Raw genomic sequence first — 18,968 nt, 5'->3', positions numbered from 1 at the left:
GCAGGGTTGTCATAGAGCGTATGCGGCGCGTTGAAATAGGGCGTATTGGAAAATCCTACGGTATGGAGGGGGGTCTCAAGTTTCGCGGCGAGGCCGTGGTCTTTGACCTCAAGAAGGTATACCTGGAGGGTCTGGGCTACCGGGCCATCGAGGAGGTCGCAGAACTGAACAACGAAATCGTGCTGTATCTGACGGGTGTGCAAAACCGCCAAGAGGCCGAGCGGCTGGCCGGGTTGCGGGTCTATGCTGACCCGGACGACCTGCCCCGGTTGGAAGAGGGCGAGTACTACTATTTTGAATTAATTGGTCGGCCCGTTTTTGTGGATGGCCAGCCCTTTGGAGAGGTGGTAGACGTGGAGGATGGCCCACAAGACCTGCTCATCATCAAAGCCAGGGGTTCGTCCCTGCGGGCCCAGAGCAAGACCTATATGGTGCCGCTCCAGGCGCCTTATGTGCATATCAAAGCCGATGGCATCTACATCGAGGCGATACCGGGCCTGCTCGAGTAGGGCGTGCAGAAGGCCAGATATGACGTGCTTCGCTCTATTTTGACGGTGGGAATGGCCGCAGTAAAAACGAGTTTGGCACAGTTATTTTGGGTTCATTCCCCGAACCGCTCTACACGGCCTATGCTATGAAATACACCATCCTGACCCTGTTTCCCGACCTGGTACGCCCCTGGACGCAAGAGTCTATCATCCAGAAGGCGATCCAGCGTGGTCTGATCGAGGTGGAGGTGCGGGACATCCGCGCCTATGCGGAAAACAAACACCACACCGTGGATGATACGCCCTACGGCGGTGGGGCGGGCATGGTGATGCGGGTAGACGTGACGGTGCAGGCCATCGAGGCCGCCGGGTCCGCCGACGAGGTGATTTTGTTGTCCCCGGCAGGCCAGCCATTTACCCAGAAGCTGGCCGAAGAGCTGGCCGGTAAAACCCATCTGGTTTTGGTCTGCGGGCGCTACGAGGGGATTGATGCCCGCGTCGAGCACTTCGTGACCAGGGAAGTCTCGATTGGCGATTACGTGTTGATGGGGGGCGAACTGGGGGCGCTGGTCATCCTGGAAGCCACTGCGCGCTTGATTCCTGGGGTGATCAAGGAGGCTCAGAGCCACCAGCAGGACTCCTTTTCCACCGGCCTGCTGGACTACGCCCACTACACCCGCCCGCCGGAGTTTCGCGGCCTCGCGGTTCCGGAAGTTCTAACCTCGGGCCACCACGCCAAAATCGCCGAATGGCGGCGCAAACAAGCCCTCAAGCGCACCCAGGAGCGGCGTCCTGACCTGTTGGAAAAGGCCGAGCTGACGCCAAAGGACTTGGTTTGGCTCGAGGAAGATAGCTAAATGCCTCTACCGAACAAGCCAGCACACTGGGGAGGGCCGGCTGAGCCCGTCGAAGCCCAGCCTTAGACTGGGTAAAACCGGGAACCGCCAACCAACGGGCTGGCCGCAGCGGGGATGTGGCTCCTGAATTTTTCCAGCTTTGACAAGGGGTGTTTTGGCTGCTAGAATCACAACTTGCTGACCTGTCCCGAGTATCTGCTTGGCGGATACGCTTGAGGGCAAGAATCCAAGAACCCGCTTTTAGCCAACGGCAAAAAGCGCATGAGTAGGTTCCGCTGGAACAAGGAGTCAGACCATGAACCGTGGCGCTTTGCTCAAAGTTGTAGAGAAGAAATACACCCGAACCGATATCCCCCAGTTCAAACCCGGTGATACCGTAAAGGTCAACTATAAAGTAGTAGAAGGCAACCGTACCCGTGTGCAGGCTTATGAGGGCGTGGTGCTGAAGGTCAAGCGCAACGGCTTCAACAGTGCTTTCACGGTGCGCAAAATCTCTTTCAACGAAGGTGTGGAGCGGGTTTTTCCCTTCAACTCGCCCCTTATCGAGAGTGTGCAGGTGGTGAGCCGTGGTAAGGTGCGCCGGGCCAAGCTCTACTATCTGCGTGAGCTGCGCGGCAAGGCGGCCCGCATCCGCGGTGACCGCAAGCGCCTCAACGAAGACGTGGAAGCAAGGGCGCAGGCTGCCAAGGAGGCCGCCCAGGCCAAGGCCGCAGCCGATGCCGCCAAGCTGGAAGCTGAACACGCCGCAGAGGCCAGCCAGGCCGCGGAAGAAAGTAAAGAGTAGGGCGGTTTTTACAAGCAAGGCCGGAGTGGAACCCCCACTCCGGTTATTTTTTCCGCTGCGCTAGCGACTGGCGTATGTGCCACAGCCCCTCGGGGATTGAATACAGCAGCCACAAGTATCCAAACAACCCAATGGCAATCCAAAAGGCCCGGTGTGGGTCGCCCGGATTGAATAGGCCAAAGCTCAGGCTTAGCGGCAATGCAACCAACACGGCCCTGGAAAGCCCTGGACGCTTGTGGCGGAAATGATAGATTTCGCCAGTGCCCAGTCCAATCCAGAGCAAGGTCTCCCAGCGCACCACCTGATGCCAATAGAAGGTGAGCGGCCAGGATAGCCAGGCGATGGTCGTCAGAGCAATGAGCGGATAGGCCCAGATTTCCCAACGCTCGAGCGGCTCGCGGAACACCTGAGCTAGAGTATACGGGCCAAATCGCGTTTGCCACAAAATTTCCGCACCGCGTGCGGGGTCATGTACCTAGGCGGTTTTTGTTGTACTGCGTACATGCGGGAACCGCTCTCAGTGAGTCCCAGCATGCCAGTGCTGTAGAGATTTAACCGCCAGCCCGGACTGGCGGGCACGCCGAATGGCTTCTAGGCTCCACCTAGCTCCCTCGAGCGTGGTGATGAAGGGCTTGCCGGTCTCCACCGCGCGGCGCAGCTCAGGGTGGGGGGTGAGGGCAATCAGCAGGTCGTAATCCTCTTCGGAGAGCTGGAAACCGGCGGCCTCCCAGTCGGGTTTGAGCTGCTCGGCCCCGATGAAACGCACCCTGCCGGAAAGCGGCAGCCGCTGGCCCACCCCCAGCTCGGCCCGGTAGTAGGCCAGGTAGGGGTCGGTGTCTATGCCCATGCTCTCGCCGGTGGAGCGCATCTCGGGCCCCAGCACCGGAATCACCCCAGGGAACTTGAGCCAGGGAATCAGAACCTCCTTGACCGCGTAGAAGCTGGCGGTCGGATCCTGGGTGAAGCCCAGCTCGTCTAGGGTTCGGCCCACCGCGATCAGGGCCGCGTACTTGGCCAGCGGGTGGCCGATGGCCTTTGAGACAAACGGTACCGTGCGGGAGGCGCGGGGGTTGGCCTCCAGGATGTAGACCACGCCATCTTTGATGGCGTATTGCACGTTGATCAGGCCCTTGACCCCCACCGCCAGGGCCAGCTTGCGGGTGTAGGCCTTGACGGTCTCGAGCTGCTCGGGGGTGAGGGAGATGGGCGGCAGGATGGTGGCCGAGTCGCCGGAGTGCACCCCGGCCCGTTCGATGTGCTCCATGATGCCCGCCACCACCACCTGCTTACCATCGCACAGCGCGTCCACGTCGAGCTCGAGGGCGTTTTCCAGATACTGATCTAGGAGAATCGAGGGCCGCTCGGCCAGGGCTGCGTAGATGCCGCTCAGATACCAGCGCAGCTCCTCGGGGGTGCGCACCACCTGCATGGCCCGCCCCCCCAGCACATAGCTGGGCCGGGCCATCAGGGGATAGCCCAGGGTCTCGGCCAGCTTGAGAGCTTCCTCAGGGTTGCGGGCCACCGCACCCTTGGGCTGGGGGATGTCCAGCGCGGCGCAGAGCTGGTTGAACTCGGCCCGGTCTTCGGCTTTGTGGATGGCCTCCCAGCTCGTCCCCAGCAGCGGCACACCAGCCTCGGCGAGCTTTTTAGCCAGCTTGAGGGGGGTCTGGCCACCCAGGGTGGCGATGGCCCCGATGGGTTTCTCGTGCTCGGCCAGATTGAGCACATCCTCCAGGGTAAGGGGCTCGAAGTAGAGGCGGTCGGCGGTGTCGTAGTCGGTGGAGACGGTCTCAGGGTTGGAGTTGACCATGATGGTCTCGTAGCCCCGGGCCCCGGCTTCGCCGGGCCGCTCAGGTGGTATCACCGCTTCGCGCAGGGCCCAGACCGCGTGCACGGTGGCATAGTCGAACTCCACCCCCTGTCCGATGCGGATGGGGCCGCTGCCCAGAATGACCACCTTGGGCTTGCCAGTAGGGCGCACCTCGTCCTCGAGCTCGTAGGTGCTGTAGTGGTAGGGGGTATAGGCCTCGAACTCGGCCGCGCAGGTGTCTACGGTTTTGTAGACTGGCCTGGAGCCTGAAGCCAATCGCTGCTTCCGAGCTACCGTCTCCGAAACCCCAACCAGCTCACCCACTTGCGCATCCGATAGACCCAAGCTCTTAACAAAACGCCAGTCCTCGGCATCTTCCAGGCGGTTATTCTCGGTCTCGAGGTAGTGTTCGGCCTCCACCACCTCCTTGAGCTGGGTCAGGAACCAGGGCTCGATCTTGGTTTTTTCGTAAAGGTGGTCTACCTGCACGCCCCGCCGCAGCAGTTCCAGGACTGCATAAATTCGCGTGGGGCTGGGGTAGAGCCGGGCCTCCAGCTCCTCGCTGGTAAGCCCCGAGAACTCCGAGCGCACATCGGCCTCGAGGCTCCGCAGGGCCTTGCCAAAAGACTCCTTGAAGGTGCGGCCAATGGCCATCACCTCGCCCACGCTTTTCATCTGGGTGCCCAGCCGGTCGGAAAAGCCGCCGGGGTTGGTGTTGGGCAGGGTGCCGAACTTTTCAAAAGCGAAGCGGGGAATCTTGGTGACCACGTAATCTATGGTGGGCTCAAAGCTGGCCGGGGTTTTCTGGGTGATGTCGTTGGGGATTTCGTCCAGCCGATAGCCCACCGCCAGCAGCGCGGCAATTTTGGCGATGGGGAAGCCGGTGGCCTTGGAGGCCAGGGCGCTCGAGCGCGAAACCCGGGGGTTCATCTCGATCACGATCATCCGCCCGCTCTTGGGGTCAATGGCAAACTGGATGTTGGAGCCGCCGGTCTCCACCCCAATCTCACGGATGATGGCGATGGCCGCATCGCGCATGCGCTGGTACTCCACATCCGAGAGGGTCTGGGCCGGCGCGACCGTGATGGAGTCGCCGGTGTGCACCCCCATGGGATCCAGGTTCTCGATGGAGGTGATGATCACCACGGTATCGTTTTTGTCGCGCATGACCTCGAGCTCGTACTCCTTCCAGCCCACGATGGACTCCTCCACCAGGGCGGAGTGGGTGGGGGAGAGCGAAAGCCCCCGGCTCAGGATTTCCACAAACTCGGCCTCGTTTTCCGCGATGCCCCCGCCGGTGCCCCCCAGGGTGAAGCTGGGCCGCACCACCACCGGATAGCCCGTCACTTCGCGGGCAAAGGCCAGCCCCTCTTCCAGGCTGTGCACCATCTTGCCCCTGGGCACGTCCACGCCAATCTTGAGCATGGCTTTCTGGAACTCCTCGCGGTCTTCGCCTTTTTTGATGGCGGCGGCGTTGGCCCCAATCAGCTCGACACCGTACTTTTCCAGAATGCCCTGTTCGTAAAGGGCCATCGAGAGGTTGAGCGCGGTCTGGCCGCCCAGGGTGGGCAGGAGGGCGTCGGGCCGCTCGACGGCGATAATTTTTTCCAGGAACTCCACCGTGAGGGGCTCCAGGTAAGTGCCCTCCGCAAGCTCAGGGTCGGTCATGATGGTGGCCGGGTTGGAATTCACCAGCACCACCTGGTAGCCCACGCTGCGCAGGGCCTTGACAGCCTGGGTTCCCGAATAATCGAATTCTGCCGCCTGGCCGATGGTGATGGGGCCGGAGCCGATAATCATAATCTTTTTCAGGTCGGTGCGAGCAGGCATACCAAGGGGAGAGCATAGCACTTATTAGGGCCGGTGGCTACCCGGTTTTTGCATAGTGTTGCGCGGTTTGAGTATAAACACGCAAATGCCCGGCCTGGGGGTTGGATTACTTTAGGGCTCTTCAGACGTGCTACGCTCGAAGTGTGTAGTTTGCAGTAAGACTATCGCTTCTGGAACAAAAGGAGTCGAATATGCCAAAGGCTGCACAGTCCATGATCTCGAGCAACCTCGCCCAGAAACTCGGAGAGCAGATTGGCCACGAACTCGGTGCGCACCAGCAATACCTGGCCATCGGCACCTACTTTGCCCAGCAAAACCTGGACAAGTGGGCAGCGCTCTTTTACCAGCAGGCCGCGGAGGAAAAAGAGCATGCCATGAAGATTGTGCGCTTTCTGACCGATGTGGGCCAGACCGTGCACTTCCCGGCCATCCCGGTGGCTTCCACCGGTTTCAAAAGCCCGGCGGATGCAGTTGCCCAGGCCCTCAAGTGGGAGCGCACCGTGACCGAGCAGTTCCAGGCCATGGCCAAAATTGCCTTGGCCGAAGGTGATTATGTAGGCTTCCAGTTCTTGCAGTGGTTCTTGGAAGAACAGGTTGAAGAAGTGAGCAGCATGGAGAAGTACTTGGCCCTGGTCGAGAGCGGTATCAATCTCTTTCAGGCCGAGGAATTGTTGGAAATTGAAGCCTAGTGGTTTGGTAAGTTAAAGATTGATGTGCAGTGAAGTTCCCAAAATGAAGCGCTCAAAGCAACTTCCAAATATTAAGTGAGCCAAATCCATCCCAGGAATTAAGTTACCGGAGCACTAGTGCGGTACTTCATCTTTCCACAGGGGCAATCGCCCCAGTTTTTTGTTTTATCCTTTGAAGTATGCGAACCCTTAAGCCTGAGTTACTCAAGAACTTTCTACTAGACAGCCCGGTGGTGGTGGATGTGCGCCCACCCGAACAATACAACCAAGACGACTTCATCCAAGCCTTGCATGTGCCCCTGTCGGATATCCAGCACGGCAACCACAACCTGCCCAAAGACCGTCCTCTACTGCTGGTTTGCGAACGAGGGGTGATGAGTGAACTGGCCGGGCTCTACCTGGAAGCGGCTGGCTACGAGTTGGTCTACAACCTCGAGGGCGGCCTGCAAAAGCTGCGTAAGGTGGCCGAAGAGCGGTAGGCCAAGCCAGATAAGGGGGTAAAAGTCGTTCTGGTCAGACTATCAATGGGTCGGGGTTCACTCGGTGCGCTTGGGCAGCTCGTCCAGCCGCAGGCCGTGCCACTTTTCAAGGTGCTCGCGGTGGGTTTGCAGGTAGGCCCCCGGCTCGAAGAAGCGGTCGTAGTACTCGAGGTCGAGGTGGTGGGTTTGTAAGAACATCAGGCTGTAGATGGTGGGGACGGTGGCGGGGAACTTCCCAAAGGTATCGAACAGGTACTGGGCCTGGAGGGCCACCACCTCTATCAGCCATTCTTCGTGCGGGAAGGCCTGGGCACGCACCGCAGGGGTGTTTTTCCAGGGGCCGGGGGTCTCGGGGTTGAAGGGGCCGCCCGCCTGGTATTTGCGCGCCACCACGGCCTCCACCGCCTGGCGCATGCTGGGGTGGTGCGGGGGGCAGTGCCCCTCAAAAACGCCTTCCAGCCCAGTCGGGTTGGGCCGCGACCAGCCGGGCTTGAAATCGTAGCGGAAGCCCAGGCCCGGCACCTCGGGGTCGCCCGAGGCCCCCAGGGTTCGTACCCGATCCAGTCCATTCAGCATCCAGCCGCCCAGACCCATTGCTTGTTGCATGAGGTGGCCCGCAAACACCGATGTGCTAATCTCTGCCGAGACTTCTGCAAGGGTGGCCTGGTCGAAAGCGGTGAGCGGGTAGGGTTTGTCTACCGCAACATATTCCTTAAACTTTTCAAGACCTGGGATACTGCGGTTGTGCACGTCGTCGTAGAGCACGAAGCCGTTCTGGGCGATAAAAATGAGCTTGAGCAACTGATGTTGCGCAACGTCCGCGATGGGCCAAACCAAAAGAGAGCCAGGTTTATTGGCATTCCAGGCATTGTGACCAGCCATGAAGGGTTCACGGGGAGGAATATGGAGCCGTGTGTCGGACAACTTATGAATGTATTGCTTGTGGGCCATTAGCAGTTCCACTGCATCTACCGTGCCCTTGGCAGTTCGTGGAACCGGTGGGCTGGCATCGCGGGTTTTGAAAATATAGGTTCCGCTGTCGTCAGTGAAGAAGAGCTGGCTGGTGTGGAAGCCCGCCGCACTGGGAAAGGTACGCCCTGCTGCCATTCCGGAATAGCTAGGAAGGTGCGGCGAAACATTTTTGTGATGGCTGATCAGGTTGTGCCAGCCGGTTAGGCCGCCCATGGTGGTGAGGATCAGCAGGCGCTCTGGTTCAGATAGCGGGAGCGGCTCATAGCGGGACTTGTAAGCCAGCGGCCCGTCAGGTAACTCACCGCCCAAGGCGAAACGGCGGCTACGACGGCCAAAGAGTGCGTCGGTAAGGGGGACCCTTAGGAGTTCCTCGAGGGCCCGGCGTTCGTGTGGGTGGATGATGGGCTCAGACTCGGCGTGTGGCATTTCCTCCAGTCTATCCCGGATTCTCCTGCGGATGCGGGGCCGGCAGAACAAAAAGCCCCCCGCAAGCCGATGGGCGGGGGGCCTCTGGGGCGCGGGTTTACTTTTCCGGGCCTTTTTCGATGGGAACCCCCACCGCATTGCCCCACTCGGTCCAGCTCCCGTCGTAGTTCTTGACGTTGGGGAAGCCCAGCAGGTGCTTGAGCACAAACCAGCTATGGCTGCTGCGTTCGGCAATGCGGCAGTAGGCGATCACCTCCTTGTCGGGGGTGATGCCCTTGCTTTCGTAAATAGCCCGTAGCTCTTCGGCGCTCTTGAAGGTGCCGTCGGCGTTGACGGTGGTGGCCCAGGGGATGCTCTTGGCGCCGGGGATGTGGCCGCCGCGCAGCACCCCTTCCTGGGGGTACTCGGGCATATGGGTCTTCTCGCCGGTGAACTCCGCAGGGCTGCGCACATCTACCAGAGCGCCCTTGCCGGCCTTGACCTTTTCTAGATGGGCCAGCACCTCGTCGCGGAAGGCCCGCAGGCTGGGGTCGCGCTGGCCGGGGGTATAGGAGCCTTTGGGGTAGGTGGGCACCTCGGTGGTGAGGGGTTTGTTTTCCTGCACCCACTTAATGCGGCCCCCGTTCATCAGCTTGAGCTTCTGGTGGCCGTTATAGCTAAAAAACCAGAAGGCATAGGCCGCCCACCAGTTGTTCTTATCCCCGTACAGCACGATGGTGGTGTCGTTGGAGATGCCCAGCCGCTCGAACAGGGCGGCCAGCTCGTGGGGCTGGATGAACTCGCGGATAGTGTCGTCCCACAGGTCGGCCTGCCAGTCTATTTTTTGACTGCCGGGGATATGCCCGGTGTCGTAGAGCAGGATGTCTTCGTTGACCTCGAGGATGCGCACCTCGGGGTTGTTTAGGTTCTCCAGCACCCAGTCGGTTGAAACCAGCAAGTCGGGGTTGGCGTAGCTCATCTTCATCCTCCCAAAAGACTTTTTAACACGGCATCAGTTAACCCAAAACAGCTTAGTGCAATGATGTCCAAGGTTACGCTGACATAGGTTACAAAAAATGTAATCTATAAATGAAATCCTACTCCCAATCGCCCCTCATTGCAACGGCCGTGTACGAATCAAGCGATCAGTTCTTCGACCTCGAGCGGGTGCCCTTGCCCGCGCGGCGGGTAAGCAGCTCGCTCGAGGGCAGCAGGTGCCCCAGGCACTCGGTGTAGTCCACCCCCTGTCGGAAGTCGGCGGCCAGGTCGGCCACGCTCACCTGGCTCAGGATTTGCAACGCCGCATCCCGGACCTTGAGCCAGACCACGCTCCGCGCATGGCAGCGCTTTTCCTCCCCGCAGGCTTTGGGCCAGTTGAGGCTCACACAGGCCAGGGGGGCGATGGGGCCATCTACTGCCCGAATCACGTCGCGCAGGTTGATCTCCTCGGCGGGGCGGGGGAGGGCATACCCGCCCCCTTGGCCCTTTTTGGAAGTTACCAAGTGGTGGCCTACCAGGGCGGCCAGAATGCGCGCCAGGTAGGTGTGCGGTACGCCGGTGGCCTTGCTGAGTTCCTCGCTGCCCACCAGGCGCTCGGGGGTTTGGGCGCCCAGATAGCCCAGGATTTTGAAGGCGTAGATATCGGTTTTGGAAAGGCGCATGGCCTCAATTTAGCCCATCGCGTGTGCCCGCGGCAGTTCTACTATTGCACGCACGAAAGCATCGCCCGCCGCGCGATCGGCCTGGGCCAGCGGGCCGCCGGCCTGATAGACACCGCTCTTGCCCTCGAAGTACAGGTCGTAGAGGTGCCCGTTGAACATGGGGTTGAGGCCATAGCGAAGGTGCTCCCGGTTTTGCAGCTTTTTGCCCAGCCCCTCACGCAGCCAGACCTCCCCCTCTATCTGACTTCTATCGGCGCTCCAGGGGCCGTCCCAGCGGGCGGCGTTGGCCGAGGGCTGTACCACCAGCCAGGCCCCGGCGGCATCGGCCTGCTCGAGCAGGCTTTCGTGAAAGGCGTCCAGACAGATTAGGTTGGCAATGGGCCCCAGGCGGGTCTGGATGGTCTGCCTTCCAGCCTGTCCCCGTGATAGGAAAGCCATCCGCTCGTGTGCAGTCAAGTTGACTTTGGGGACACGCCCCAACACCGTGCCCTGTGGAGAAATAACCAGTGACAGGTTGTAGACGGCTTGACCCTGGGGGTGGAGTCGCTGGGCAGGCTCCCAGTCCATGAAGGGGCTGAAAATGCTGCCTGCAACCACATAAGCCCCCGCGGCCTGGGCGGCCTCCCGAAAAGCCTGCTCGTACACCGGCCAGACCTTCCGGGCCCGCAGATGGTAGAACGCAGCCGGACTCAAGACCCCCAGCTCGAGTGCAGCCCGCCAGTTTTCTCGAATCAGAAGCAGTGCGGCCTGCAGGCTGGTCTTGGCCTCCCGAACGGCCCTGGGGGTGTCCAGCCAAAACAAGAGCGGAAGGGCAAACGCTTCGGGAAAAGCGACGATGCGAGGTTCGTTTTCCGGGAGCCCGCGCACGGCGGTCTGGGCAAGCCCCAGCACATATTCCCTGAAGCCCTCGGTGCTGGTGTAGGGCAGCAGGTGCAGCTCGGTTTGCACTGCGACTAGATGTATCCGCATTACACACACCTTACCCCAGGTCGTACAGGTAGGCCAGTTCTGCACTGGGTATAACGTCGTGTGGCAAGCTCTCGAGGTTACGAAACATGGTTCACAACGCAGCTTCAGTTCGGAGATAGAAAAGCAGAATAAACCTGTGCGGCACGGCAGACTCACGCTAAAGCCTCCCCTACGCGGTAGGGGAGGTACTGGCTGTCCTTCGGCCAGCTAGGAGGGGTGGGTTCCGAAATCGCCCATGCAATCTGTGATTGCATGGACTGGTGCGAAACAAACCTCGCCCTGCCCAGTAGGGGTGGACTTTACAATGCCGGTAGGCTGATTGATGGGTTTTCAACCTTCGGCTCAGCTTTTCAGCTTGTTGGATAACTTTGAACTGACGTTAACGTAGCTTTTCTGGTAGTCCCACGGATTGACCAAAGCCCGACTATGTAGACTGGCTCGCCGAGTGGGCCTGCTAAAACCCTTATGCTGGTGCTTGATGAGGCGCTGGTTTTGGGTAGCGTTGCCGTGTGTGGTGTTGGCCGGTTTCTGGCTGCTGCAGCCTCGAGCGGCCTCCGAGGTCGAGGTGCTGCCTTCGGTGGTGCTCGAGCGGCTGGAAGGCCAGACGGTTAACCTGGCCGATTTCAAAGGAAAACCCATTGTGCTCAATGCCTGGGCTACCTGGTGCGCGCCCTGTCGCCGCGAGATGCCCTTGCTGGTGGAGGCTGCTAAAGCCAACCCCGAGATTAATTTCGTTTTTTTGAACATCAGCGACGGCCCGTTGGCCGTGCGCGCCTTTGAAGATGAGCTCAACCTCAAGATTCCCAACGTCCTGCTGGACCCCGAGGCCAAGCTGAGCGACCCGCTGCGAATTCAGGGTCTGCCGGTCACGCTCCTCTACGATGCCAAAGGCAACCTGGTAAAGCGTCATATCGGCGAGATTGAAGCCGCGGAGCTCGAGGCCTTACTTCAAGCATTCTAAGCAGCGCCCATACAGCACAACCTCGTGCTTCTCGGTTTTGAATCCTTTGGGCAACATAAACGAAAAGTCGCCCGGACAGCCCTCTAGTTCAAACACTTTGCCGCAGAGGGTGCAGTGAAAATGGTGGTGGTGCTTTTTGCCGGCCAGCTCGTAGCGTGGGGCCTCGCCCGGCAGTTCGACCGACACCGCGCTGCCTTCCTCCAACAGCCCTTTGAGGGTGCGGTAGACGGTTGCAATGCCCATGCCGGGTACTTTGTGCCGCGCGGCTTCCAAGACCTCGTTAGGGGAGAGCGGGCGATCCAGCTCGGCCATCACCTCGCGAATGGCCTTTCGCTGGCGGGTTGAGCGTTCCATACCCCTCAGCATAGCAAACCCGCGCCTTGACAATATGATAATGATTTATCATTATGATTTGCAGGCGAGGAATTTATGCAAAGGTTCTTACCAATAACGCTTCTGGTGGTGATGGGGCTGGGTTCGGCCTGGGCACAGCCGGTACAGGTAGCGGCTACTACGGGTTTTATTGCCGATATGGTGCGCAACGTGGGGGGTAGCCGGGTAACGGTGGTGCAGGTGGTGCCGGGCGGTAGCGATCCCCACAGCTTTGAGCCGCGCCCTTCGGTGGTGCAGGCCATCAGCCGGGCGCGGGTCTTTTTTGCCAATGGGCTCGGGCTCGAGCCTTTTTTTGAGAAGCTCGAGGCCCAGCTTCCCAAGAGTGCCCGCGTGGTGGAGCTGGCCGACGGCATGCCCAACTTAATCGAGCTGAAAGAGGACGCGCAAGCCCCTGGTAGCAAGCCTGAGCACGGCCATGACCACGGCGAGTACGACCCCCACCTCTGGCTCGACCCCACCTACGGCATCCGCTACGTCGAGAAAATCCGCGATACGCTCGGTGCCGTTGACCCTGCTGGACGTGCTACTTATACCCAGAATGCGGCCGGCTACATTGCCCAGATCCGCCAAGCCGACGCGGGTGTCCAGCGCTGCCTGGCCAACGTTCCCCCAGCCCAGCGCAAACTGGTTTCGCAGCACGAGGCGCTTTTATACATGGGCCGCCACTATCAGCTCACCATCGTGGGCAGCATTGCCGATTTTGCCGGGCAGGAGCGCGGCCCTGCCAGTCTGGCCAGGCTGGCCCAGGCCATGAAAAAAGAAAATGTGCGGGTAATTTTTGCCGAACCCCAGTTTTCGCAAGGGGAGGCCCGTGCCCTTGCAGAGGCCACCGGGGCGCGCATCGTGCGCATCTACTCCGACGCCTTCGACAACACCGTCAATACCTACCTCAAGCTAATCCAGGCCAACGGGCAGGCCATCTGCCAGGCGTTCCGCTAAGTACCACACGGGAATTCCTGGGATGAGGAACAAACAATGCTGATCACAATGGCTGGTCCATGTGAGGTAGTTGTTCGCTGAAGTGGGTGTGCTCAGGCTGCTACAGCCAGGCATCCAGCACAGGTGTTCCGTCCATGACCTGCGAACCAGCCGACAATCCGCTCTCGGTGCAGTTTTGGTTGTGGGGCCAGGACGTGCTGGCAGGCTACCTCGAGGCCTACGGCTTCCAGAAATACCTCAATCCCTGCGGCAAGGGCTCGAGCATCTACCGCAAGGGTGGGGTGGGGCTGCACTCGAGCGCAGCCTGGCTCATGGCAGCGCATGGGTTCGTGGTTTACTCACGGCCCAGCGAAGGCTTTTTCTGGCTGGAGGACGACAAAACCCTGCCGGCCCTGCCCGGACAGGCCATTCTGGTTGACTGTGGCTGGGGCCTCGAGGCGTTTGGAACCTTCGTGCAGACCTATGAGGCCTGGATTGCGCAGCACGCAGGCCCGGCGTACCGCAAAGACCTGCTGAGAAACCTGCCCATCGCAGCGCGGCGCTCGAGGGCGGCGTGGGAAGGCTGGGTGCTGCACGCGGGAAATCCTGTAGCGGCGGTTATTGAGTAACCGGGGCAAGTACCCCCTAGCGCTGGGCGTTACCACTGTTCAAAAAAGCGATGATGCCACCTGCCAGTCCATTGGCGAGCTGGCTGCGATAGGCACGGGTGGCCAACTTTTTGCCCTCGATGGGGTGATTTACAAAACCGATCTCCACCAGAATGGCCGGGATGCGGGCGTTGCGAATCACGTAGAAGGGGGCGGTATGTACACCCCGGCTCATGGCTCCCGTCTCGCGCACCATCGAGCGCAGGGTTTTGAGGGCGAGTTGTTCGGAAAACTTGAGGTTGGCCTGGGCCAGCAAATCCCGCATCAATCGCTGGGCCACGCTGCGGGCCTCCTGGGTAAGGCGCTGCCCCAGAGCACCCCCACCGTTTTCCAGTATGGCCTTGGACAGGAGCCTCTGGTCAATGGTCTCGCCGAAGTAATACACCTCAATTCCTTGGGCTGCCCGCTCCGCAGCGTTGGCGTGAATAGACACAAAGAGGGTGCGTTTGCTGTCGGCCATCGCGGCCCGCAGGCCCAGGTCGGTGGCCTTGTTGGCCGAGAGGTGGCGGTCGGTGGAGCGGGTCATGATGACCCGGACGCCCCTGGCCTCCAGAAGACGCTTGGTGCGCAGGGCTACGTCCAGCACGATCTCCTCTTCATGGACAAAACCCACTGCTCCAGGGTCTAGGCCCCCGTGGCCGGGGTCGAGCACCACTACCGGCGCGGGGGCTTTGGCGCTGGGGCGGGGTTGGCTGCGGGTGATGGCGGTGCTGCTGCGCACTTCCAGCACCAGCCGGCGGGGGTTGGTGAGCTCGAGGGTGCGGTAGCCTGTTCCGGCTCGAACCGTTACCACGTAGATCGAGCCACCCGAACTGGGGGTGGCTCGATACCCCACCACTTGCGCGGTGTTGAGCAGCTTCCTCAGGGTTCGGGGCGGGGTGCCCTGAAAGCGAATCGAAATTTCGTTGCCCTGGCGCTTCAGACTAAAGATGGCCTCGTTGGGGATACTAAATACCAGTCTGGTAAGGCCATTTTCGGTGCCTACCCTGGGCTGGGCCAGTCCTAGAGAGGCCAGACAGAATAAGAGTGCAAGAATATACCGCATCTATCGCAAGTGTAGCGTCAAGCCATGAGAATTGCCACGACTGGATGGCCCTGTTGTGGGAGTACCCCTGCCTTACTGCCCAGGCCATTTGCGGTCAATGTAGTCCAGCCTCCGCCCCCGCAGCAGCCAGGCTGCCATCAGGGTTGTTAGGGGAACCGCCAGCACCAGCGCCAGCGAACCTACCAGCATCGCCACAATTTCGGCGGCAAAGGTCTCGTTGTTGATGAGCAGCATCAGGGGGACGTCGCTCTGGCTAATCAGCAAGAGCAAAGGAAGCGTGCCTGCCGCATAGGCCAGAACCAGGGTGTTGACCAGGCTTCCAATGTGATCGAAGCCCACCGTCATGCCGCGCGCGTACAGCTCGCGCAGGCTGTAGCGCGGGTTGGCCTGTACCAGCGCTTGAATCACCGAGGCCTGGGTCACCGTCACATCATTCAAAGCCCCCAGCGCGCCCACGACCACCCCTGCCAGGTACAGCGAGACCAGATCGAGGTTGCCCCCAAGCTGAAAACGGGCCAGGAAGGCTTCTTCGGAGGTCAGGCCGGTAAACTGCATCCACTCGGTCAACAGCACCGAAAGCACCAGGGCTACCAGAGTGGCAAAGGTGGTTCCTATCAGGGCAGCCGTAGTTTTGCGGTTGATGCCATGGACGAAATAAATCGAGAGAGCCAGAATGCCAAAGGCCCCTACAAACGTGATGAGCAGCGGATTGTTACCGGCAGAAATTTGCGGCACCACAAAAAGGGCCAGCACCCCCATGCTGGCTGCCGTACCTAGCAGGCCGCGCAAGCCCTTACCTCGCCCTAGGGTTACAGTTACCAGTACAAACAGCCCCAACAAGGCCCATAAAAAGCTGATGCGGTATGGTTCAGCAATATAGGTTCTGCCGTCGGCTTCGTAGACCACCACCTGCTGCCCTGCCCGAAAACCCGCCGACTCGGTGGGGAACTCGGCTTCCTTGAGCTGGTCGCCCACCCGCACGGTCGCGCTGCGTTCGCCCATCTCAACGATGCGGGCAATCGAATACGCACCGGGCGAGCCAGGGGGTGCGGGTTCGGGCTGGGGTGCGTTCTGCGCCAGGGCCAGGTCCAAAACAACCAATAGAACAAGCCAAAAACGCATGGTTCTAATCTATTCCGCTTTCTGATGAGAGGATGATAGTCGCTGGCTAGCCAGCAAACTGATAATCCGATGAGATTTCGTTGTAAACTACACTTGTATCAACAACACAGGGGAGGTTGCTATGAACACCACACCATCCATTACCGATACCGTGATGAACATGGTCAGTCAAAGCATTCAGGTGCTGACCAAACCCAGCGTAGAAACGTTCGAGCAGTACGAAAACAAAGGTACCCTGCGCGAAGCTGTGATCTACGTGCTCGTAGCAGCCGTGATTACCGGCCTATTCAATCTCGGCAGCGGCATAGGCGCTTTCCTGAACGGGATCATTTTTACCATCGTGGGTTTCCTGATCTTTACCTACCTGGTGCACTACGTGGGCAAGACCCAAGGCGGTAGCGGTACGCTCGACAATGTAGCCTATACCTTTGCCCTGTTCTGGGCACCCATCAACGTGTTATTTGCGGTGGCAAGCCTGATTCTTCTGATCACAGTTATTGGCATTTTCTTGATTCCCTTGCTTGCTATCGCAGCACTGGTCATCAACGTCTATTTTGCCTATCTAGCGGTTCAGTCGAGCATGAACCTGCGCGAGAGTGGCAAAATTTGGATCACACTGGCCGTGGCTTTTGTTGGAACCCTGGTGGCCAACCTGCTCATCTCGGGCATCCTCCGCTGAACTATGTGATACGCATTTCGGTAGTATCGTTCACTTCGGCAAGCCTAAACGATACTACCGAAATGCTTTTCTACTCCCTTCGGTCGGCTTGAATCCTTCACCTCTGACTGCGGCGGGCGGTGAAGGATTCAAGCGGAAACGGTATGATACCAGATTCGGTTAGTTCGTTACCGAATCTGGTATAAGTGGCTCAATAATTGTGAAGAGCGCTCTGTGAACTCAAATTTAGGCCGCATGGGTTGTGAACTATACGGCTCGTCAAGCTTCGGCCTTTTGCCGATCGGCGATTACCTTCTGGGCAAGGTTGGGGGGCACCTCGGCATAGTGAGAGAATTCTAGGCTGTAGGCCCCGGTCCCTTGGGTCAGCCCCGAAAGGGTGCGGCTGTATTCCAAGATTTCGGCCAGCGGGGCTTCCGCATTCACGACGGCCAGTGCACCCTCCTGATCCATGCCCAAGATGCGACCGCGCCGCGACTGCAGGTCTGACAAAATATCGCCCACCCGCTCTTGGGGTACAAAAATCTTGAGGGTGTAGACCGGCTCCAAGAGGGTTGGGCTGGCCTGTGCTACCACATTTTTGAAGGCCAGTTGTGCAGCCAACTGGAAGGCCATGTCGGAGCTGTCTACGTCGTGGTAGGAACCGTGGTAGACGGCAGCCTTGTAGCCGATCACTGGATAGCCTGCCAGCACCCCTTGTTTGGCGGCTTCCTTAATGCCCATTTCCACCGATTCGGTATATTTGGTGGGAATCACCCCGCCGGTAATCTCCCAGACAAACTCATAGTCTTCGTGGGGTTCCAAGCGCAACCACACATCACCATACTGGCCGTGTCCTCCAGATTGCTTCTTGTGCTTGCCTTGACCTTCGGCCTTGCGCCGAATGGTCTCGCGGTAGGGGATTTTGGGGGGGCGGCTGGTGATCTTTACACCATAATCGGCGAGGCGTTCCTTAGCGGTTTCTAGATGCAGATCGCCCATGCCCCACAGAATTTGCTCGGAGGTTTCGGGGTTGCGCTCAAATTTCAGGCTGGGGTCTTCTTCCAGCAGCTTGCGCAAGGCATCCCCCAGCTTGGCCTCGTCGCTGCGTGACTCGGGCGAAATGGCGATCATTACGTTGGGTTCGGGCAAACGCGCTGAGGGGAACTCGAGCTTGTGCCCCTGCCACAACTCCATCCCTTTGTGCAGGTTGTCGGCTTTGGGCAGGGCTAGAATGGTGCCGGCCTCGGCTTCTTCCAGCTCGAGCAAATCCTTGCCCTTAGCGGTATAGATGTGGGCTAGGCGCACCGAACCGTTGTCAGATTGCAGCGTATCCCCCACCTTTACCTTGCCGCGATACAGCCGGGCAAAGGCCACCTGCCCCATGAAGGGGTCTACCTGCACCTTGAACACCTTGGCCGCAGGACTGCCCTCGCCCCATCGCTCTTTGGGAGAGGGGAGGGCCTCCAAAAACAAGTCCAGCAGCATGTCCAGCCCGATTAAGGCCCCCGACGAGCCAATGGCAACAGGAAAGACCTGCCCCTTGCGCACCGCTTCGTGGAAGGCCCGTGAGAGGGCCACATCTTCCACTTCGCCGCCCTCGAGGTACTTCTCCAACAGGCTTTCGTCGGTCTCGATGATGGCCTCGCGGGCTTCGTTGCGGTACTTCTCGACCTGTGCTTTTTGGTCTTCGGGGATGCTGGCGACCACCGGGCGGCCCTTCTCGTAGCGGAAGGCCCGGTCGTGCAGCACGTCAATCAGGCCAACCCACTGTCCGTTCTCGTACAGCGGCAGGTGGGCCGGGATGATGTGCCCCAGGGTGGAGCGCAGGTCCTCTATCAGGGCGAAAAAATCGCCCCCTTTCTCAAGCTTGGTTACGATTACCATGCGCGGCAGTTCCAGGCGCTCCGCGACCGTCCAGGCCCGCTCGGTTCCGATCTGTACGCCGGTTTCGGCGGACACCACCACCACTGCGGCGTCGGCGGCTTCCATGGCCCCGCGAATTTCCCCCACAAAGTCGGCGTAGCCTGGCGCATCGAGCAGGTAAATCCGATGCCCTTGATAGGTTAGGGGCAACACCGCGGTACGAACCGAGACCCGGTGGGCTTTTTCCTCCGGGGTGTAGTCCGAGGTGGTGTTGCCCTCTTCCACCTTGCCCATGCGATCCTTGCCCCCGGTGAAGTAGATGAGCGCTTCGCCGAGGGTGGTTTTTCCGCTTCCGCTGTGCCCCACGAGGGCGACAGTGCGAATCATGCAGACCTC

At 59.9% G+C, this 18,968-nt stretch carries 19 protein-coding genes; 9 read left to right on the top strand and 10 right to left on the bottom strand.

The genetic code is table 11. From position 1 onward, the window contains the following. The first annotated feature begins 20 nt into the window (after positions 1–20). From rimM to rplS, 3 genes are all read left to right on the top strand, one after another. Positions 21–509, top strand: a complete 489-nt coding sequence (gene rimM / locus WKI89_RS02275) for a ribosome maturation factor RimM (RefSeq protein ID WP_337867620.1) — start codon at positions 21–23, stop codon at positions 507–509. A gap of 125 nt (positions 510–634) precedes the next feature. Then, positions 635–1,345 (top strand): tRNA (guanosine(37)-N1)-methyltransferase TrmD, encoded by a 711-nt coding sequence (gene trmD, locus WKI89_RS02270; RefSeq protein ID WP_337867595.1) that lies wholly within the window; start codon positions 635–637, stop codon positions 1,343–1,345. A 295-nt stretch (positions 1,346–1,640) separates the two neighbouring features. Continuing rightward, positions 1,641–2,129, top strand: a complete 489-nt coding sequence (rplS, locus tag WKI89_RS02265; protein WP_337867594.1) for a 50S ribosomal protein L19 — start codon at positions 1,641–1,643, stop codon at positions 2,127–2,129. Between the two features lie 43 nt (positions 2,130–2,172). Here the strand turns inward: rplS and WKI89_RS02260 are convergent, their stop codons facing one another. Beyond that, complete coding sequence (locus WKI89_RS02260) at positions 2,173–2,535, bottom strand: hypothetical protein (RefSeq protein ID WP_337867593.1); 363 nt, start codon at positions 2,533–2,535, stop codon at positions 2,173–2,175. 111 nt (positions 2,536–2,646) lie between these two features. Then, positions 2,647–5,769: a carbamoyl-phosphate synthase large subunit gene (gene carB / locus WKI89_RS02255; RefSeq protein WP_337867592.1), complete on the bottom strand. Its 3,123-nt coding sequence runs from the start codon at positions 5,767–5,769 to the stop codon at positions 2,647–2,649. A 191-nt stretch (positions 5,770–5,960) separates the two neighbouring features. Between carB and WKI89_RS02250 the strand changes: the two genes are divergently transcribed. Further along, a complete protein-coding gene (locus tag WKI89_RS02250; protein WP_337867591.1) occupies positions 5,961–6,458 on the top strand; it encodes a ferritin in 498 nt (165 codons plus the stop codon). Between the two features lie 179 nt (positions 6,459–6,637). Next, positions 6,638–6,937 (top strand): rhodanese-like domain-containing protein, encoded by a 300-nt coding sequence (locus WKI89_RS02245; protein ID WP_337867590.1) that lies wholly within the window; start codon positions 6,638–6,640, stop codon positions 6,935–6,937. 57 nt (positions 6,938–6,994) lie between these two features. Here WKI89_RS02245 and WKI89_RS02240 read toward each other — a convergent pair whose 3' ends face one another. The 4 genes from WKI89_RS02240 to WKI89_RS02225 all read right to left on the bottom strand — a co-directional run bounded on the left by WKI89_RS02240 (position 6,995) and on the right by WKI89_RS02225 (position 10,944). Continuing rightward, on the bottom strand, positions 6,995–8,335 hold the full coding sequence (locus WKI89_RS02240; protein WP_337867589.1) for a hypothetical protein: 1,341 nt from the start codon (positions 8,333–8,335) through the stop codon (positions 6,995–6,997). Positions 8,336–8,432: 97 nt separating this feature from the next. Then, positions 8,433–9,293, bottom strand: a complete 861-nt coding sequence (locus tag WKI89_RS02235; protein ID WP_337867588.1) for a sulfurtransferase — start codon at positions 9,291–9,293, stop codon at positions 8,433–8,435. A 166-nt stretch (positions 9,294–9,459) separates the two neighbouring features. Further along, positions 9,460–9,975 (bottom strand): Rrf2 family transcriptional regulator, encoded by a 516-nt coding sequence (locus WKI89_RS02230; protein WP_337867587.1) that lies wholly within the window; start codon positions 9,973–9,975, stop codon positions 9,460–9,462. A gap of 9 nt (positions 9,976–9,984) precedes the next feature. After that, positions 9,985–10,944 (bottom strand): nitrilase-related carbon-nitrogen hydrolase, encoded by a 960-nt coding sequence (locus tag WKI89_RS02225; RefSeq protein WP_337867586.1) that lies wholly within the window; start codon positions 10,942–10,944, stop codon positions 9,985–9,987. A gap of 478 nt (positions 10,945–11,422) precedes the next feature. On the opposite strand from WKI89_RS02225, the gene WKI89_RS02220 reads away from it, so the two are divergent. Beyond that, positions 11,423–11,905 (top strand): TlpA disulfide reductase family protein, encoded by a 483-nt coding sequence (locus WKI89_RS02220; RefSeq protein WP_337867585.1) that lies wholly within the window; start codon positions 11,423–11,425, stop codon positions 11,903–11,905. On the opposite strand, the gene WKI89_RS02215 is transcribed toward WKI89_RS02220, so the two are convergent. Further along, a complete protein-coding gene (locus WKI89_RS02215) occupies positions 11,888–12,259 on the bottom strand; it encodes a transcriptional repressor (protein ID WP_337867584.1) in 372 nt (123 codons plus the stop codon). The two genes, WKI89_RS02220 and WKI89_RS02215, sit on opposite strands and share 18 nt — an antisense overlap. A gap of 75 nt (positions 12,260–12,334) precedes the next feature. Here WKI89_RS02215 and WKI89_RS02210 point away from each other — a divergent pair, with 75 nt between their 5' ends. Beyond that, on the top strand, positions 12,335–13,237 hold the full coding sequence (locus WKI89_RS02210; protein ID WP_337867583.1) for a metal ABC transporter substrate-binding protein: 903 nt from the start codon (positions 12,335–12,337) through the stop codon (positions 13,235–13,237). A 134-nt stretch (positions 13,238–13,371) separates the two neighbouring features. After that, complete coding sequence (locus WKI89_RS02205) at positions 13,372–13,845, top strand: hypothetical protein (protein WP_337867582.1); 474 nt, start codon at positions 13,372–13,374, stop codon at positions 13,843–13,845. Positions 13,846–13,861: 16 nt separating this feature from the next. On the opposite strand, the gene WKI89_RS02200 is transcribed toward WKI89_RS02205, so the two are convergent. Both WKI89_RS02200 and WKI89_RS02195 read right to left on the bottom strand, forming a co-directional pair. Further along, complete coding sequence (locus WKI89_RS02200) at positions 13,862–14,929, bottom strand: N-acetylmuramoyl-L-alanine amidase (protein WP_337867581.1); 1,068 nt, start codon at positions 14,927–14,929, stop codon at positions 13,862–13,864. Positions 14,930–15,001: 72 nt separating this feature from the next. Then, the gene (locus WKI89_RS02195; RefSeq protein WP_337867580.1) at positions 15,002–16,051 is read right to left on the bottom strand and encodes a YibE/F family protein; all 1,050 of its coding nucleotides are present in this window, start codon (positions 16,049–16,051) and stop codon (positions 15,002–15,004) included. Positions 16,052–16,172: 121 nt separating this feature from the next. On the opposite strand from WKI89_RS02195, the gene WKI89_RS02190 reads away from it, so the two are divergent. After that, positions 16,173–16,730, top strand: a complete 558-nt coding sequence (locus tag WKI89_RS02190; RefSeq protein WP_337867579.1) for a YIP1 family protein — start codon at positions 16,173–16,175, stop codon at positions 16,728–16,730. Positions 16,731–16,988: 258 nt separating this feature from the next. On the opposite strand, the gene WKI89_RS02185 is transcribed toward WKI89_RS02190, so the two are convergent. Beyond that, positions 16,989–18,959 carry an elongation factor G gene (locus WKI89_RS02185; protein ID WP_337867578.1) on the bottom strand — a complete coding sequence of 657 codons (1,971 nt, stop codon included), beginning with the start codon at positions 18,957–18,959 and terminating at the stop codon, positions 16,989–16,991. Positions 18,960–18,968: the final 9 nt, after the last annotated feature.

It is taken from the genome of Meiothermus sp. (assembly GCF_037443965.1).
Taxonomy (GTDB): domain Bacteria; phylum Deinococcota; class Deinococci; order Deinococcales; family Thermaceae; genus Meiothermus.
The sequence above is the reverse complement of the archived record's forward strand: the minus strand, read 5'-3'. Positions and strand labels throughout refer to the sequence as shown.

Coding starts and splice junctions, on each gene's coding strand:
- WKI89_RS02225 (WP_337867586.1), bottom strand. CDS start 10,944: ATGCGGATACATCTAGTCGCAGTGCAAACCGAGCTGCACCTGCTGCCC.
- WKI89_RS02230 (WP_337867587.1), bottom strand. CDS start 9,975: ATGCGCCTTTCCAAAACCGATATCTACGCCTTCAAAATCCTGGGCTAT.
- WKI89_RS02185 (WP_337867578.1), bottom strand. CDS start 18,959: ATGATTCGCACTGTCGCCCTCGTGGGGCACAGCGGAAGCGGAAAAACC.
- WKI89_RS02215 (WP_337867584.1), bottom strand. CDS start 12,259: ATGGAACGCTCAACCCGCCAGCGAAAGGCCATTCGCGAGGTGATGGCC.
- carB (WP_337867592.1), bottom strand. CDS start 5,769: ATGCCTGCTCGCACCGACCTGAAAAAGATTATGATTATCGGCTCCGGC.
- rimM (WP_337867620.1), top strand. CDS start 21: ATGCGGCGCGTTGAAATAGGGCGTATTGGAAAATCCTACGGTATGGAG.
- WKI89_RS02200 (WP_337867581.1), bottom strand. CDS start 14,929: ATGCGGTATATTCTTGCACTCTTATTCTGTCTGGCCTCTCTAGGACTG.
- WKI89_RS02195 (WP_337867580.1), bottom strand. CDS start 16,051: ATGCGTTTTTGGCTTGTTCTATTGGTTGTTTTGGACCTGGCCCTGGCG.
- WKI89_RS02210 (WP_337867583.1), top strand. CDS start 12,335: ATGCAAAGGTTCTTACCAATAACGCTTCTGGTGGTGATGGGGCTGGGT.
- WKI89_RS02235 (WP_337867588.1), bottom strand. CDS start 9,293: ATGAGCTACGCCAACCCCGACTTGCTGGTTTCAACCGACTGGGTGCTG.
- WKI89_RS02240 (WP_337867589.1), bottom strand. CDS start 8,335: ATGCCACACGCCGAGTCTGAGCCCATCATCCACCCACACGAACGCCGG.
- WKI89_RS02220 (WP_337867585.1), top strand. CDS start 11,423: ATGAGGCGCTGGTTTTGGGTAGCGTTGCCGTGTGTGGTGTTGGCCGGT.
- WKI89_RS02245 (WP_337867590.1), top strand. CDS start 6,638: ATGCGAACCCTTAAGCCTGAGTTACTCAAGAACTTTCTACTAGACAGC.
- WKI89_RS02205 (WP_337867582.1), top strand. CDS start 13,372: ATGACCTGCGAACCAGCCGACAATCCGCTCTCGGTGCAGTTTTGGTTG.
- WKI89_RS02190 (WP_337867579.1), top strand. CDS start 16,173: ATGAACACCACACCATCCATTACCGATACCGTGATGAACATGGTCAGT.
- WKI89_RS02250 (WP_337867591.1), top strand. CDS start 5,961: ATGCCAAAGGCTGCACAGTCCATGATCTCGAGCAACCTCGCCCAGAAA.
- rplS (WP_337867594.1), top strand. CDS start 1,641: ATGAACCGTGGCGCTTTGCTCAAAGTTGTAGAGAAGAAATACACCCGA.
- trmD (WP_337867595.1), top strand. CDS start 635: ATGAAATACACCATCCTGACCCTGTTTCCCGACCTGGTACGCCCCTGG.